This window comes from Agromyces litoreus (assembly GCF_040496015.1).
Taxonomy (GTDB): domain Bacteria; phylum Actinomycetota; class Actinomycetes; order Actinomycetales; family Microbacteriaceae; genus Agromyces; species Agromyces litoreus.
Window position 1 is genome coordinate 78,533 of the sequence record NZ_JBEPKA010000001.1, and the last position, 14,533, is coordinate 93,065.

At 72.5% G+C, this 14,533-nt stretch carries 13 protein-coding genes; 7 read left to right on the plus strand and 6 right to left on the minus strand.

The genetic code is table 11. From position 1 onward, the window contains the following. Positions 1-9: 9 nt before the first annotated feature. Together cls and argG are read right to left on the minus strand one after the other, a co-directional pair. Positions 10-1,485, minus strand: coding sequence for a cardiolipin synthase (cls, locus tag ABME01_RS00390; RefSeq protein WP_353826358.1), 1,476 nt, complete (start codon positions 1,483-1,485; stop codon positions 10-12). Positions 1,486-1,623: 138 nt separating this feature from the next. Beyond that, on the minus strand, positions 1,624-3,051 hold the full coding sequence (argG, locus tag ABME01_RS00395) for an argininosuccinate synthase (RefSeq protein ID WP_353826359.1): 1,428 nt from the start codon (positions 3,049-3,051) through the stop codon (positions 1,624-1,626). A 214-nt stretch (positions 3,052-3,265) separates the two neighbouring features. Here argG and ABME01_RS00400 point away from each other — a divergent pair, with 214 nt between their 5' ends. The 5 genes from ABME01_RS00400 to ABME01_RS00420 all read left to right on the plus strand — a co-directional run bounded on the left by ABME01_RS00400 (position 3,266) and on the right by ABME01_RS00420 (position 8,313). Then, a complete protein-coding gene (locus ABME01_RS00400; RefSeq protein ID WP_353826360.1) occupies positions 3,266-4,705 on the plus strand; it encodes a S8 family peptidase in 1,440 nt (479 codons plus the stop codon). 228 nt (positions 4,706-4,933) lie between these two features. Continuing rightward, positions 4,934-5,725, plus strand: a complete 792-nt coding sequence (locus tag ABME01_RS00405) for an NAD(P)H-hydrate epimerase (protein WP_353826361.1) — start codon at positions 4,934-4,936, stop codon at positions 5,723-5,725. 64 nt (positions 5,726-5,789) lie between these two features. After that, positions 5,790-6,329: a DUF3151 family protein gene (locus ABME01_RS00410; RefSeq protein WP_353826362.1), complete on the plus strand. Its 540-nt coding sequence runs from the start codon at positions 5,790-5,792 to the stop codon at positions 6,327-6,329. Position 6,330: 1 nt separating this feature from the next. Next, on the plus strand, positions 6,331-7,617 hold the full coding sequence (locus ABME01_RS00415) for an adenylosuccinate synthase (RefSeq protein ID WP_353826363.1): 1,287 nt from the start codon (positions 6,331-6,333) through the stop codon (positions 7,615-7,617). Positions 7,618-7,653: 36 nt separating this feature from the next. Next, on the plus strand, positions 7,654-8,313 hold the full coding sequence (locus ABME01_RS00420) for a GNAT family N-acetyltransferase (RefSeq protein WP_353826364.1): 660 nt from the start codon (positions 7,654-7,656) through the stop codon (positions 8,311-8,313). A gap of 21 nt (positions 8,314-8,334) precedes the next feature. Here the strand turns inward: ABME01_RS00420 and ABME01_RS00425 are convergent, their stop codons facing one another. Genes ABME01_RS00425 through ABME01_RS00440 form a run of 4 tightly spaced genes read right to left on the minus strand, consistent with a single transcriptional unit; the run spans position 8,335 to position 12,243 of the window. Beyond that, positions 8,335-9,825, minus strand: coding sequence for a sodium/solute symporter (locus ABME01_RS00425; RefSeq protein WP_353826365.1), 1,491 nt, complete (start codon positions 9,823-9,825; stop codon positions 8,335-8,337). After that, positions 9,822-10,295, minus strand: a complete 474-nt coding sequence (locus ABME01_RS00430) for a DUF485 domain-containing protein (protein WP_353826366.1) — start codon at positions 10,293-10,295, stop codon at positions 9,822-9,824. The genes ABME01_RS00425 and ABME01_RS00430 overlap by 4 nt, the downstream gene beginning before the upstream one ends. Then, a complete protein-coding gene (locus tag ABME01_RS00435; protein ID WP_353826367.1) occupies positions 10,292-11,029 on the minus strand; it encodes a LytR/AlgR family response regulator transcription factor in 738 nt (245 codons plus the stop codon). Before ABME01_RS00435 ends, ABME01_RS00430 begins: the two co-directional genes overlap by 4 nt. Continuing rightward, positions 11,026-12,243 (minus strand): sensor histidine kinase, encoded by a 1,218-nt coding sequence (locus ABME01_RS00440; RefSeq protein WP_353826368.1) that lies wholly within the window; start codon positions 12,241-12,243, stop codon positions 11,026-11,028. Before ABME01_RS00440 ends, ABME01_RS00435 begins: the two co-directional genes overlap by 4 nt. Before the next feature lie 181 nt (positions 12,244-12,424). On the opposite strand from ABME01_RS00440, the gene ABME01_RS00445 reads away from it, so the two are divergent. Both ABME01_RS00445 and ABME01_RS00450 read left to right on the plus strand, forming a co-directional pair. Continuing rightward, positions 12,425-12,793 (plus strand): DUF485 domain-containing protein, encoded by a 369-nt coding sequence (locus tag ABME01_RS00445; protein ID WP_353826369.1) that lies wholly within the window; start codon positions 12,425-12,427, stop codon positions 12,791-12,793. Beyond that, the gene (locus tag ABME01_RS00450; RefSeq protein WP_353826370.1) at positions 12,793-14,406 is read left to right on the plus strand and encodes a monocarboxylic acid transporter; all 1,614 of its coding nucleotides are present in this window, start codon (positions 12,793-12,795) and stop codon (positions 14,404-14,406) included. The genes ABME01_RS00445 and ABME01_RS00450 overlap by 1 nt, the downstream gene beginning before the upstream one ends. Positions 14,407-14,533: the final 127 nt, after the last annotated feature.

Here is a 14,533-nt window from a genome sequence, read left to right on the forward strand (position 1 = left end):
CGGCGCCCGCTACTGCAGCGCCGAGGTGAGCCTCGCGATCCCGTCGAGGAACGTGGCCGACGCGGGCTCGCGGTTCCACTCCTCCAGCGTGAGCTCCCGTCCGAGCGACCGGTACTTCTCCTCGACCTCGCGCATGTCGGCGACGAACGACGCGCCGCGCACGAGCATCGTCACCTCGAAGTTCAGCGCGAACGACCGGATGTCCATGTTGCTCGAGCCGATCACCGCGACGTCGTCGTCGATCGAGAGGTGCTTGGCGTGCAGGATGTACGGGCCCGGGTAGAGCCAGATGCGCACGCCCGCGGTCAGCAGCGCGCGGTAGTACGAGCGCTGCGCGTGCCACACGCCGCCCTGGTCGCCGATCTCCGACACGAACAGCTGCACGTCGAGGCCGCGGAGCTTCGCCGACGTGATCGCGTAGACCATCGCCTCGTCGGGCACGAAGTACGGGCTCGTGATGATGACCCGTTCCTGCGCCGAGTTGACCATCGTGAGGAACTGCCGCAGGTTGTTCTCGCTCGTGAACGCCGGGCCGCTCGGCACCACCTGGCAGTCGAGCGCCGACGGCGACGTGTCGACCGGGATCTCGGTCACGGGCGTGTGGGCGTCGTCGCCCAGCACCTCGCCCGTCTCGGCGAACCAGTCGGAGCGGAACACCGCGTTCAGCTCGGCGACCGCAGGACCGGTGATCCGGGCGACGAGCTCCTGCCACTCGAGCCCGCGCTTGACGTTCTTCGGCGAGTCGTAGGTGCGATCGATGAGGTTCTGGGAGCCCGTGTGCGCGACGAGCCCGTCGACGACCACGATCTTGCGGTGGTTGCGGAGGTCGGGTCGCTGCCACTCGCCCTTGAACGGCCGGACCGGCAGCAGGTAGCGCCACTCGACCCCGATGCGGTCGAGCTCCTCGATCGTCGCCGCGTGCAGCGGCACCTTCGACGACGCGATGTGGTCCATGAGGAGGCGGACGCGCACACCGCGGCGGACCGCGTCCTCCATCGCCGAGAAGAACCCGCGGGTCGTGTCGTCGAACGCCACGATGAAGAACTCGACGTGCACGAAGCGCGTCGCGGCCGCGATGTCCGCCGCCATCGCGTCGATCGAGCCCTGGTAGTCGTCGATCAGGCTCACCCGGTTGCCCGAGGTCGCGGGCATCCCGGTGAGGCGGCGGTTCTGCGCCACGGCCGTCGCGAACCAGGCCGGCCACGCCCCGTGGTCGGCGACGAGGTCGAGTGCGTCGGCCCGCTCGGCGATCATCCGGTCGGCCTCCCGCTGGCGCTCCATCCGCTGCTTCGGGAGCCGGATGTTGCCGATGAGCAGGTACAGCAGGATCCCGACGAACGGGATCAGGAAGATCGCGAGCAGCCACGCCATCGCCGCCGTCGGCTTCCGGTCGCGCGGGATGATGATGAGCGCGGTGATCCGGATGGCGAGGTCGACGAGCACCACGAGGCCCCCGACGATCGCCGCCCACTCGCCGCCGCTCACGGCTGCACGTCCTGTCGGTCGATCCGGTCGTCCATCGCCGCCTCCCCGAACGGTCGCGAGGCGCGCGGCGTCACCGCTGCGCGCGGATGACGCCGAGTATGGCACCGCGCGGCATCCGGGCGCGAGGGCGGGCGCGGGTCAGTCGGTGCCGAGGTCGAACGCCGCGGCCTCGTTGGCCGCATCCGTCGCCGCGTCGAGGTCGGTCTCGGCCTCGCCCGCGAGGATCTGGGCCGCCTGGCCCGCGGCGATCTCGCCGACCAGCTCCGCCGTCGCGCCGCCCACCATGCCGAGCTGCGCGTACTGCTCGAGGCGAGCGCGCGAGTCGGCGATGTCGAGGTTGCGCATCGTGAGCTGGCCGATGCGGTCCTCGGGGCCGAACGCCTGGTCGCCGACGCGCTCCATCGACAGCTTGTCGGGGTGGTAGCTGAGGGCGGGGCCGTCCGTGTTCAGGATCGTGTAGTCGTCGCCGCGGCGGAGGCGGAGGGTGACCTCGCCGGTCACGGCCGACGCGACCCACTTCACGATCGACTCGCGCAGCATGAGCGACTGCGGGTCGAGCCAGCGGCCCTCGTACATCAGGCGGCCGAGGCGGCGGCCCTCGTTGTGGTAGTTCGCGACCGTGTCCTCGTTGTGGATCGCGTTGAGCAGGCGCTCGTACGTGATGTGCAGCAGCGCCATGCCGGGGGCCTCGTAGATGCCCCGCGACTTCGCCTCGATGATGCGGTTCTCGATCTGGTCGCTCATGCCGAGGCCGTGGCGGCCGCCGATGCGGTTCGCCTCGAGCACGAGCTCGACCGGGTCGTCGAACTCGACGCCGTTCAGCGCGACCGGGCGCCCCTCGACGAAGCGCACCGTGACGTCCTCGGCCTCGATCGCGACCGACTCGTCCCAGAACCGCACGCCCATGATGGGCTCGACGATCGTGATGCCCGCATCGAGGTCCTCGAGCTTCTTCGCCTCGTGCGTGGCGCCCCAGATGTTGGCATCCGTGGAGTACGCCTTCTCGACCGAGGCGCGGTAGGGCAGGTCGCGCGCCTGCATCCACTGGCTCATCTCGGTGCGCCCGCCGAGCTCGCGCACGAACGCGCTGTCGAGCCACGGCTTGTAGATGCGAAGCCGGGGGTTCGCCAGGAGGCCGTAGCGGTAGAACCGCTCGATGTCGTTGCCCTTGTAGGTGGACCCGTCGCCCCAGATGTCGACGTCGTCCTCCCGCATCGCGCGCACGAGCAGCGTGCCGGTGACCGCGCGGCCGAGGGGCGTGGTGTTGAAGTAGGTCTTCCCGCCGGAGCGGATGTGGAACGCGCCGCACTGCAGCGCGACCAGGCCCTCCTCGACGAGCGAGGACTTCACGTCGACCAGGCGGCTGAGCTCGGCGCCGTACTCGAGCGCGCGGCCCGGGACGGCCTCGACGTCGGGCTCGTCCGGCTGGCCGAGGTCGGCGGTGTACGTGCAGGGCACGGCGCCCTGCTCGCGCATCCAGGCGACCGCCACGGAGGTGTCGAGACCTCCCGAGAACGCGATGCCGACGCGCTCGCCGACGGGGAGGCTCGTGAGGACCTTGGACATGCGTTCAAGCCTACTTGCGCGTGCGCGTGCGCGACGACGGACGGATGCCGGAGCGGAGTGAGCGGGAGGGTCTATCCCCCGGACGGGGGTCGTGGATAGGCTCGCCGGACCGGCCTGAGCGCGGCACACCCTGTCGCGTCGTCGCATCCATTGGACGGGCCGGCCGCCGATCGACACGGTCGGCGGTGACTCCACCCATTCGAATGGAGACAGGATGAGGAACCACAAGGTGATCGGCGCGGCATCCGCCGTCGCCCTCGCCGTCGGCCTGGTCGGCACCGCCGTGGCACCCGCCGCGGCCACCGGGCCGGAGCACACCTACCTCGTGCTCGCGCCGCAGGGCGCGAACACGAAGGCCGCGGCCAAGCGCGTCGCGTCCGCGGGCGGCACCGTCGTCGCCAGCTACGACCAGATCGGCGTGCTCGTCGCGACGTCGACGAACACGGCGTTCGAGGCGTCGGTCGTCGGCAGCGGCGTGCAGTCCGTGGCGTCGACCGACGGGCTCGGCACGACCCTGATCGACGACGAGGCGATCGAGGTGCTCGACGAGTCGGCCCTCGACGCGTCGGGCGACCCGACCGCGGAGCCCTACTGGGGATACCAGTGGGACATGGAGCAGATCGACGTCCCCGAGGCGCACGCGGTCACCACGGGCGACCCGTCGGTCGTCGTCGGCGTGCTCGACTCCGGCATCGACTGGACCCACCCCGACCTCGCCTCGCAGGTGGCGTTCGACCAGAGCGCCTCGTGCCTCGGCGGCGTCGCCGACACCGACCCGGCGGCCTGGAAGAACACCACCTCGTCGCACGGCACGCACGTCGCCGGCACGATCGCCGCGGCGATCAACGGGGTCGGCATCGCCGGCGTCGCGCCCGGCGTGAAGGTCGCGTCGGTCAAGGTCGTGAACGACGACGGCTACATCTACCCCGAGGCCGCGGTCTGCGCGTACCTCTGGGCGGCCGACCACGGCATGCCGGTCACGAACAACAGCTACTACATCGATCCGTGGGAGTTCAACTGCGTGAACGACCCACGCCAGCGCCCCGTGTGGCTGGCCGTGCAGCGCGCGCTGAACTACTCGCAGTCGAAGGGCACGCTGACCATCGCGTCGGCCGGCAACAGCAACGTCGACCTGCAGCACAAGTTCGTCGACGACGGCAGCCCGAACGACGGCAGCTACCCCGTCGAGGACCGCACCATCAACGGCGCCTGCCGTGACCTCCCGGCGGAGGCGCCCGGCGTCGTGACGGTGTCGGCGGTCGGCCCGACCGAGCAGAAGAGCTACTACTCCTCCTACGGGCAGGGCGTCGTCGACGTGACGGCTCCCGGCGGCGACACGCGCTTCCGCACCGGCGGCGCGTCGTCGACCATCACCGACGCGGTCCTGTCGACCGTCCCCGGCGGCTACGGCTTCTCGCAGGGCACCTCGATGGCCGGCCCGCACGCGGCCGGCGTCGCGGCGCTCGCGCTCTCGGCCCACCCGGGCATGAAGCCGGGCCAGCTCGCGTCGTACCTGGAGCGCACGGCGACCCCGCTGGAGTGCCCGGACGGCGTCTACGAGCCGCGTCCCGGCTGGACCGCCACCTGCACGGGCGGCGAGCGCAACGGCTTCTACGGAGCCGGCAACGTCAACGCGTTCAACGTCGTCCAGTGACGCGCTGAGCGATCGACCGTGAGGGGTCGGGCCTGCGGGCCCGGCCCCTTCGTCGTCTCCGCGCGGCCCCGTGCTCCCTCTTCTCAGGAGTCATCCGGCGTGTCGATGCCGCGCCCGGCGTGTCTTCCTGAGAAGCGGGTCGATTCGAGCGACTCCTCCTGAGAGGCGTGCACCGGGGCCGGGGCCGGGGCCGGGGCGATGCGGATGCCACGGCGTAGGCTCGGGCGCGTGAGCGGGGGAGTCGGGCAGGTCGCGCCGTCGCCGCGAGACGGGTACACGGCCGCGCAGGTGCGCGCGGCCGAACGTCCGCTGCTCGAGGCGGGGGAGGCGCTCATGCAGCGCGCCGCCGCGGCACTGGCCGACGAGATCGGGCGGCTGCTCGAGCGCCGAGCGGCCCGGCCGGACGACGCGGACGAATCGGATGGCCCGCGTGCGCCGCGACGTCCGCTCGTCGTCGTGATCGCAGGCTCGGGCGACAACGGCGGCGACGCGCTGTTCGCGGGGGCGCACCTGGCCAGGCGCGGCGCCGACGTGCGGATCGTCGCCGTCGGCTCGCGCATCCACGAGGCCGGCCTCGCCGCGGCGCACGAGGCGGGCGCGACCGGCCTCGACGTCGAGACCGCGCCCGCGGGCGTCGACGCGGTGATCCGCGCGGCGGACGTGCTGGTCGACGGCATCCTCGGCATCGGGGCAGCCGCGAGCCCCGCGCTGCGCGGGCGTGCCCGCGAGGTCGTGGAGCGGGTGCGCGCGCTGCTCGGGACCGAGTGGGTGGAGCGTGCGGGGCGCGGCACGCGGCATCCGCTCGTCGTCGCGGTCGACCTGCCGAGCGGCATCTCGCCCGACGACGGGTCGGTCCCGGATCCGGTCGTGCTGCCGGCCGACGTCACCGTCACGATGGGCGCAGTGAAGGCCGGGCTCCTCCTCGAGCCGGCGGCCCGGCTCGCGGGCGACGTGGTGCTCGTCGACCTCGGGCTGGGGCCGGCGCTCGCCGGCGTGGTGCCCGCGGTCCGCGTCGGTTGAGCCGGTCCTGAACCCGGTGCCCAGCGCTCCGGGGTGGCGGAATGCCCATGCGTTACGGTTGAGTGTGACTCAGGAGCAGAACCCGAGCGGGAACGAGGCGCTGCTCGCCGATGAACCCGAGGTCCGGCGCGCGCTCGATGCCGCCGACCGCGCGTCGCTGCCCGGCGTCGTGGGCACCCACCCGTCGTCGCCGCTCGCCTGGGCCGAACTGGCCGACCTGGCCGACTCCGAGGGCCGCGACCTCGATGCCTTCGCGTACGCCGTCACCGCCGTCGGGCTCGCCCGCGACGAGCTGCTGCGAGCGGGCTGGGAGCCCGGTGCACCCGTTCCGTGGACCGACGAGCCCAACCGCGCCTACCTTCGCGCGCTCGACGCCGAGCGCCGGGCCGCCGCGCGACTCGGGCTCGCCGCCCGGGCCGCCCGCGCGGCCGCCGACCTGGAGCAGGCCGATGCGCAGGCGCCCGCGCGCATCGCCTCGGAGTTCACGCCCACCCAGGTCATCGGCGTCATCACGGATCCCCTGCCGCCGGTGGCTTCGCCCGAGGCGACCCCCGACGACCCGTCCGACGATTCCGCCGCGCCGGGTGCGGCACGAGAGGACTGACATGCCCGCGGTCGTGCTGATCGGAGCACAGTGGGGCGACGAGGGCAAGGGCAAGGCCACCGACCTGCTCTCCTCGCGCCTGGACTACGTCGTCAAGTTCAACGGCGGCAACAACGCCGGGCACACCGTCGTCGTCGGCGACGAGAAGTACGCCCTGCACCTGCTGCCCTCCGGCATCCTCACCCCCGGCGTCACGCCGGTCATCGCCAACGGCGTCGTCGTCGACATCGAGGTGCTCTTCGAGGAGATCGAGGGGCTCGAGTCGCGCGGGGTCGACACCTCGCAGCTGAAGATCTCGGCGAACGCCCACGTGATCACGCAGTACCACCGCACGCTCGACAAGGTCACCGAGCGGTTCCTCGGCAAGCGCCAGATCGGCACGACCGGCCGAGGCATCGGGCCGGCGTACGCCGACAAGATCAACCGGGTCGGCATCCGGATGCAGGACCTCTTCGACGAGAACATCCTGCGCCAGAAGGTCGAGGGCGCGCTCGACCAGAAGAACCACCTGCTGCTGAAGGTCTACAACCGGCGCGCCATCGAGGTCGACGAGGTCGTCGACGAGCTGCTCGGCTACGTCGACCGCCTGCAGCCGATGGTGACCGACACCTCCCTGCTGCTGCACCGCGCGCTCGACGCGGGCGACACGGTGCTCTTCGAGGGCGGCCAGGCCACGATGCTCGACGTCGACCACGGCACCTACCCGTTCGTGACCTCGTCGAACGCGACCTCGGGCGGCGCCGTGACCGGCTCCGGCATCGCCCCGAACCGGATCGACCGCGTGATCGGCATCGTGAAGGCGTACACGACGCGCGTCGGCTCGGGACCGTTCCCGACCGAGCTGTTCGACGAGTGGGGCGAGTTCCTCGCCGACAAGGGCCACGAGTTCGGCACGACCACCGGCCGCCGTCGCCGGACCGGATGGTACGACGCGCCCATCGCGCGCTACACCGCCCGGATCAACGGCGTCACCGACTTCGTGCTCACCAAGCTCGACGTGCTGACCGGACTCGACCGCATCCCGGTCGCGGTCGCGTACGACGTCGACGGCGTGATCATGGAGGAGGTGCCGGTCTCGCAGTCCGACTTCCACCACGCCAGGCCCGTGTACGAGGAGTTCCCCGGCTGGACCGAGGACATCTCGGCCGCGCGTTCCTTCGAGGACCTGCCCGCCAACGCGCAGAGCTACGTGCGCGAGCTCGAGGCGATGTCGGGTGCGCGGTTCTCGGCGATCGGCGTCGGCCCCGGTCGCGACGAGATCGTGCAGCTGCACGACCTGCTCGACTGACGCGTCGGGGCGCGCGGTGCGTGCCAGACTTGGCGGATGCCTGCGCGCCGCCCGCTCGTCCACGCGCTCGAGGGGCGCCACGTCGCACTGACGCCGCTCGCCGAGGCGGACCTGCCGGCGCTGCGCTCCGCGATCGGCCGACCCGAGGTCTTCGCCGGCGGATTCGGCGGGGGACCGTCGGGCCTGCCCGCCGACGAGGCCGCGTTCGCGCGGTTCGCCCGGGCCTCCTACACGCCCGCGCCGGACGCGATCCCGTTCGCGGTCCGGCTGCGCGGCGGCCCCGACGACGGCGCGCTCGTCGGGGCGAGCAAGCTCGGCGACCTCGACCTGCCGAACGAGGCGGCGCACATCGGCTGGACGGGCTTCGACCCGCGCGTCTGGGGCACCGCGGTGAACCCGGAGGTGAAGCTGCTCATGCTCGGGCTGGCGTTCGACCACGGGTTCGGCCGGGTCAGGCTGCAGTCGGATGCCGTGAACGCGCGCTCGCGCGCGGCCATCGCCAAGCTCGGCGCGAGGTTCGAGGGCATCCACCGACGCGCGATGCGTCGCCCCGACGGCTCCTGGCGCGACACCGCGGTCTACTCGATCCTCGTCGACGAGTGGCCCGACGTGCGGGCCGGGCTCGAGGCGCGGCTGGCCGCGTGGGGCGACCGTCCGGTCGTGCTCGGTGCCCCGGCCCGCCCGCCCGAGGCCTGACCGCGGCATCCGCCGCCGCGCTCAGCGACGCTCGCGCGTCGCGCGGTCGTGCCGTTCGGGCAGGTGCAGCCTCGCGAGGAACGCGTCGGCGCCTCGCGGCATCCGGCGTCGATCCGCGCGCGAGGCGAGGACCGTGACGAGCACGGCGATCGGGACCGACCACGCGGCGGGCTGCTCCACGAGCGCCCGCACCGCGGGGGCGACGTCGGCGGCCGCCACGAGCGGGCCGCCGAGGATGGCGGCGCCCGAGAGCACGGCGCCGACGGCCATGCCAGCGATCGCACCGCGCGCCGTCAGCCCCCGCCACCAGATGCCCAGCAGCAGCACGGGGCACAGCGTCGCCGCCGTGAAGGCGAAGACGAGCCCGACGCTGCCGGCCAGTCCCGCGGGCTCGGTGAGGAACGCCACGGCGAGCGGCACGGCGGTCGACGCGAAGGCTGCGATGCGGAAGCCGCGGACGCTGCCGCCGAGGAGGTCCTGCGAGATCACGCCCGCGACCGAGACGACGAGCCCCGACGAGGTCGACAGGAACGCCGCGAACGCGCCGCCGATGACCAGCGCCGTGAGCAGGTCGCCCCACACCCCGGGCACGAGGCGGTCGGGCAGGACCAGCACCAGCGCGTCGGCGTCGCCGGCGACCGCCAGGTCCGGCGCGAAGGCGCGCCCGAGGAGCCCGAACAGCGTCGGGAAGGCGTAGAAGACCGACAGCAGCACGAGCACGATGACCGTCGTGCGCCGCGCGGTCGGCCCGTCGGGGTTCGTGTAGAACCGCACGAGCACGTGCGGGAGCCCGAGCGTGCCGAGCAGCAGCGCCACCATGAGCGAGACCGTCCGGTAGGCGTCGAGCGCGCCGGGGCCGTGGTCGATCGGGAACGCCTGCGGCGGCGCGAGTTCGGGCTCGACCGTGCCGGTCACGAGGAGGAGCGCGATCACCGGCACGGCGATCGCGGCCAGCTTCAGCCAGAACTGGAACGCCTGCACGAACGTGATCGAGCGCATGCCGCCCGCGGCGACCACGACGGCCACCAGCAGCGCCACGGCCACCGAGCCGACCCAGCTGGGCAGGCCGGTCGTGATCCGGACGGTCAGGGCGGCGCCCTGCAGCTGCGGCACGATGTACAGCCATCCGATGACGACGACGAGCACGCTCGTCACCCGCCGGACCGATGCCGACTCCAGCCGGGCCTCGGTGAAGTCCGGGATCGTGTAGGCGCCCGACCGGCGCAGCGGCGCCGCGACGAAGAGCAGCAGCATGAGGTACCCGGCCGTGTAGCCGATCGGGAACCACATCGCGCTCGAGCCGGTGAGCAGGATGAGCCCGGCGATGCCGAGGAACGAGGCCGCCGACAGGTACTCGCCGCCGATCGCCGACGCGTTCCACCAGGGGCGCACCGTCCGGCTCGCGACGTAGAAGTCGCCGGTCGTGCGCGAGATGCGCAGGCCGTAGACGCCGATGAGCACCGACACGAGCGCGACGACGGCGATCGCGACGTAGCCGACCACCGGGTTCACGACTCCTCCGCGAGCGACCGGTACCGGGCCTCGTTGCGGGCGGCCGCACGGACGAACAGGACGGCCACCGTGATCGCCAGCGGGTAGATCCCGAAGCCGAGCAGCAGCCACGAGGCCGGCACGCCCGCCACGTACGACTCGTCGAGCACCGGGGTGAGCGTGATCGCGAGGACGAAGGCGACGGTCGCGAGCGCGCACCCGGCCGCGCAGGTCAGCGCGAGGCGCAGCTGGGACCGGATGAGCGAGCGCACGTAGGTGTCGCGGACGTCGCCCTCGGGCTCGACGCCGGCTCCGGGCGGGCCTGGCAGCACCGTGCCGCGACGGGCGCCCGCCGAGCGGTCGGCGGAGCCGGCGCGCGGCGCGGTGACCCGGATGCGCGCGGGCGCCGGTCGCGTGCCGTCGGCGCCCGCCCCGACGCCCGCGGCGCCGTCGAGGCCCGCGTGCCGGTCGCCCTCGTGCCGGTCGCTCACGGGCGCGCCCGCGGGGTCGCCGCCTCGAGCCGTTCGCGAAGCCCCGGGAGCAGCCGGCGGCTGACGGGGAGCTCGGCCTGCCCGACGACGACGGTGGGCCGTTCGCCGCCGAGTCGCGCCCGGGTGACGTGCCCGAGCGCCACGAGGTAGGACCGGTGCACCCGCACGAAGCCCGCGTCGGCCCACTGCCGCTCGAGGTCGGACATCGGCACCCGGACGAGGTAGCTGGCCTCGTCGGTGTGCAGTCGCGCGTAGTCGCCCTGGGCCTGCACGTAGCGCACGTCATCGCGCCGGATCATCCGCGTCGTGCCGCCGAGGGTCACGGCGATCATCTCGGGCCGCTCCGCCGCGGCATCCGTCGCCTGGGCCTGGCCGATCGCGTCGACGACCCGCGTGACCGAGCGACGCAGTCGCTCCGCGCGGACGGGCTTCAGCAGGTAGTCGACCGCGGCGAGGTCGAACGCCTCGAGCGCGCCCTCCTCGTCGGCGGTGACGAACACGAACGCCGGTCGGCGCTCGAAGCGCTGGAGGGCCCGGGCGAGGTCGAAGCCGGACAGCCCCGGCATGTGGATGTCGAGGAACGCGGCGTCGACCGGCTCCCGCGTGAGGATCCGGATCGCCTCGGCGCCGGAGGTCGCGCGGTGGATCGGGCCGACGCGCGGGTCCTGGCCGAGCAGGAATGCGAGTTCGTCGACGGCGGGCCGCTCGTCGTCCGCGATGAGCACGGTGATCACTGGACCAGCCTCCCCGTTCGGCCGGCCGGGTCGACGGATGCCGCCGAGCGGCCGGGCTGCGACTTCGGCACCCGCATGCGCACGAGCGTGCCCGCACCGACGTTCGTCTCGACGACGAGACCGTGCTCGTCGCCGTAGACCTGCCGCAGCCTGGCGTCGACGTTGGGCAGCCCCACGTGCTCACCCGGCGTGCCGCCGGCGAGCACCTCGGCCACGACCTCCGGGTCGATCCCGACGCCGTCGTCCTCGACGGTGATCTCGGCGTCGGCGCCGCGATCCTCCGCGGTGATCGTGATCCGGCCGCCGCCCTCCTTCGCCTCGAGCCCGTGCCGGACCGCGTTCTCGACGAGCGGCTGGATGGACAGGAACGGCACGACCGTGGAGAGCACCTCCGGGGCGATCTGCAGCGTGACGGCGAGCCGGTCGCCGAAGCGCGCGCGTTCGAGCTCGAGGTACGAGTCGATCGAGCGGAGTTCCTCGGCCACGGTGGTGAAGTCGCCGTGGCGGCGGAAGGAGTACCGGGTGAAGTCGGCGAACTCGAGGACGAGCTCGCGGGCCTTCGCGGGGTCGGTGTTGATGAACGACGCGATCGCGTTCAGCGAGTTGTAGATGAAGTGCGGGCTGATCTGCGCGCGGAGCGCCCGCACCTCCAGTTCGGCGAGCGCCGCCCGCGACGAGTCGAGCTCGCCGAGCTCGACCTGGGCCGCGACCCATTCGGCGACCTCCCCGGTCGCCCGGATGAGTCCGGCGCGGACGCGGGCGTTGAAGGCGACGACGGCGCCGACCGGCGCATCGCCGGCGAGGATCGGCGCCGCGATCGCGTCCGCCTCGCCCGAGGGCGTCGCGACCTGCCGCTCGAGCCTCGGCCGACCCGAGCCGATCGCCTCGGCGGCGAGCCGCTCGGCGGTCCCGACCATCGTCTCGTCGCCGTCGACCGCGACCGCCCCGTCGGTCATGACGAGCGCGAGGGTGTCGGCGCCGAGCATCGCCCGCAGGTGCCGCGCGGCGCGCGCGGCATCCGCCTCGGTCATGTCGCCGCGCAGGTGCTTCGCGGCTCGCGACGCCAGGTGGAGGGTCTCGTACGTCGCGCGCTCGGCGTCGGTGCCGAGCTCCCGCGACTGCACCGCGAGTCGGCGCAGCAGCAGTACGACGCCGACGGCGAGCACGCCCGCGACGACGCCGGCGGCAGCGGCGAGCAGCATCGACTCGGGCATGCAGGTCACTGTAGCCGTCGTTCGTCGCCGCCCCGCGCCGTTCGTCGCACGGTCGCCGCCGTTCACCGACGACGAGCGGCCGGGCCGTCCGCCGACCTGCCCGGCTGGCGAGCATGGACGCATCGCGACCGCAGCGACGCGGCCCCCGGGCCCCGCCGCATCCCCTCGAAGGAGAGACGCCATGGGCAACGACGCCCTGAGCGCGGAGCACGACCTGAGTCACGTCGACTACCGCGCAGTGCAGCAATCACCGGAGTTCCAGGAGCTCCGCCGGACTCACCGGAGCTTCGTGTTCCCCGTCCTCGGCGCGTGCCTGGTCTGGTACTTCGCCTACGTGCTGCTCGCCGTGTACGCGGTCGACTTCATGTCGACCCCGGTCTTCGGCAACATCAACGTGGCGATGCTGCTCGGCCTGGCACAGGTGGTCACCACGTTCGCCGTGACCATGTGGTACGTCTCCTACGCGAACCGGCGGCTCGACCCGCGGTCGGAGAAGATCCGCACCGAGATCGAGTCCGGCGACTTCGAGACCGAGGAGGTGGTGCGCTGATGTTCCACCTCGAAGCGGCCTCCAGCTCACCGGGCAACCCCTGGCTCAACATCGGCATCTTCGGCGCCTTCGTGGCGATCACGATGGTGATCGTCTTCCGCGCGAGCCGGAACAACAAGACGGCGGCCGACTACTACGCGGCCGGCCGGTCCTTCACGGGCGGCCAGAACGGCTCGGCGATCGCGGGCGACTACCTCTCGGCGGCGTCGTTCCTCGGCATCGTCGGAGCGATCGCGATCAACGGCTACGACGGGTTCCTCTACTCGATCGGGTTCCTCGTCGCCTGGCTCGTCGCGCTGCTGCTCGTCGCCGAGCTGCTGCGCAACACCGGCAAGTTCACGATGGCCGACGTGCTGAGCTTCCGCCTGAAGCAGCGTCCGGTCCGCATCGCGGCGGCCACCACCACGCTCGTCGTCTGCTTCTTCTACCTGCTGGCCCAGATGGCGGGTGCGGGCGGCCTGGTCTCGCTCCTGCTCGGCGTGGGCGACCAGGTCGGCCAGGCGGTCGTCATCACCGTCGTCGGCGCGCTCATGATCCTCTACGTGCTCGTCGGCGGCATGAAGGGCACCACCTGGGTGCAGATCATCAAGGCCGTGCTCCTCATCGCCGGCGCCGGGGTCATGACGGTCTGGGTGCTCGCGCTGAACGGCTTCGACTTCTCGGCCCTGCTCGACCAGGCCGTGGCGGTCGCCGAGAACCCGGCGATCCTCGACCCGGGCCTGAAGTACGGCGCATCCGAGACCACGAAGATCGACTTCATCTCGCTGGGCCTCGCCCTCGTGCTCGGCACCGCGGCCCTGCCGCACGTGCTGATGCGGTTCTACACCGTGCCGACGGCCAAGGAGGCTCGGAAGTCGGTGGTCTGGGCGATCTGGCTCATCGGCATCTTCTACGTCTTCACGCTCGTGCTCGGCTACGGCGCGGCGGCCCTCGTCGGCCCGTCCGTCATCGCGGGTGCTCCGGGCGGCCCGAACTCGGCGGCCCTGCTGCTCGCCTTCGCGCTCGGCGGTCCGGTGCTGCTCGGCCTGATCTCGGCGATCGCGTTCGCGACGATCCTCGCGGTCGTCGCCGGCCTCACGATCACCGCGGCGGCCTCGTTCGCGCACGACATCTACGCGTCGGTCGTGAAGAAGGGCGAGCCCGAGCCGGGCGCCGAGGTGAAGGTGGCGCGTCGCACGGTCGTCATCATCGGCATCGTCGCGATCATCGGAGGAATCGGCGCGAACGGGCAGAACGTGGCGTTCCTCGTCGCACTGGCGTTCGCGGTCGCCGCGTCCGCCAACCTGCCGACGATCGTCTACTCGCTGTTCTGGAAGGGCTTCACGACGAAGGGCGCCCTCTGGAGCATGTACGGCGGCCTGATCTCGGCGATCGTGCTCATCGCCTTCTCGCCGGTCGTCTCGGGCTCCGAGACGTCGATGCTGAAGACCGAGGCGATCGACTTCGCGATCTTCCCGCTGTCGAACCCGGGCATCATCTCGATCCCGCTCGCCTTCCTCCTCGGCTGGATCGTGAGCGTGTTCGACCGGACGGTCGAGAGCCCCGAGAAGCAGGCCGAGATGGAGGTGCGTTCGCTGACCGGCCTGGGCGCCGAGAAGGCGGTGAACCACTAGGAGCTCCGGCGGCCGCCCGCGACGGGGAGGCGGCGGCCGCCGGACACGACTGCGACGGGGCGGGAACGCCTGCCCTGGCCTCGTCGCCGGCACGACGGGGGCGGATGCCCCGGGCCCACGGCCCGGC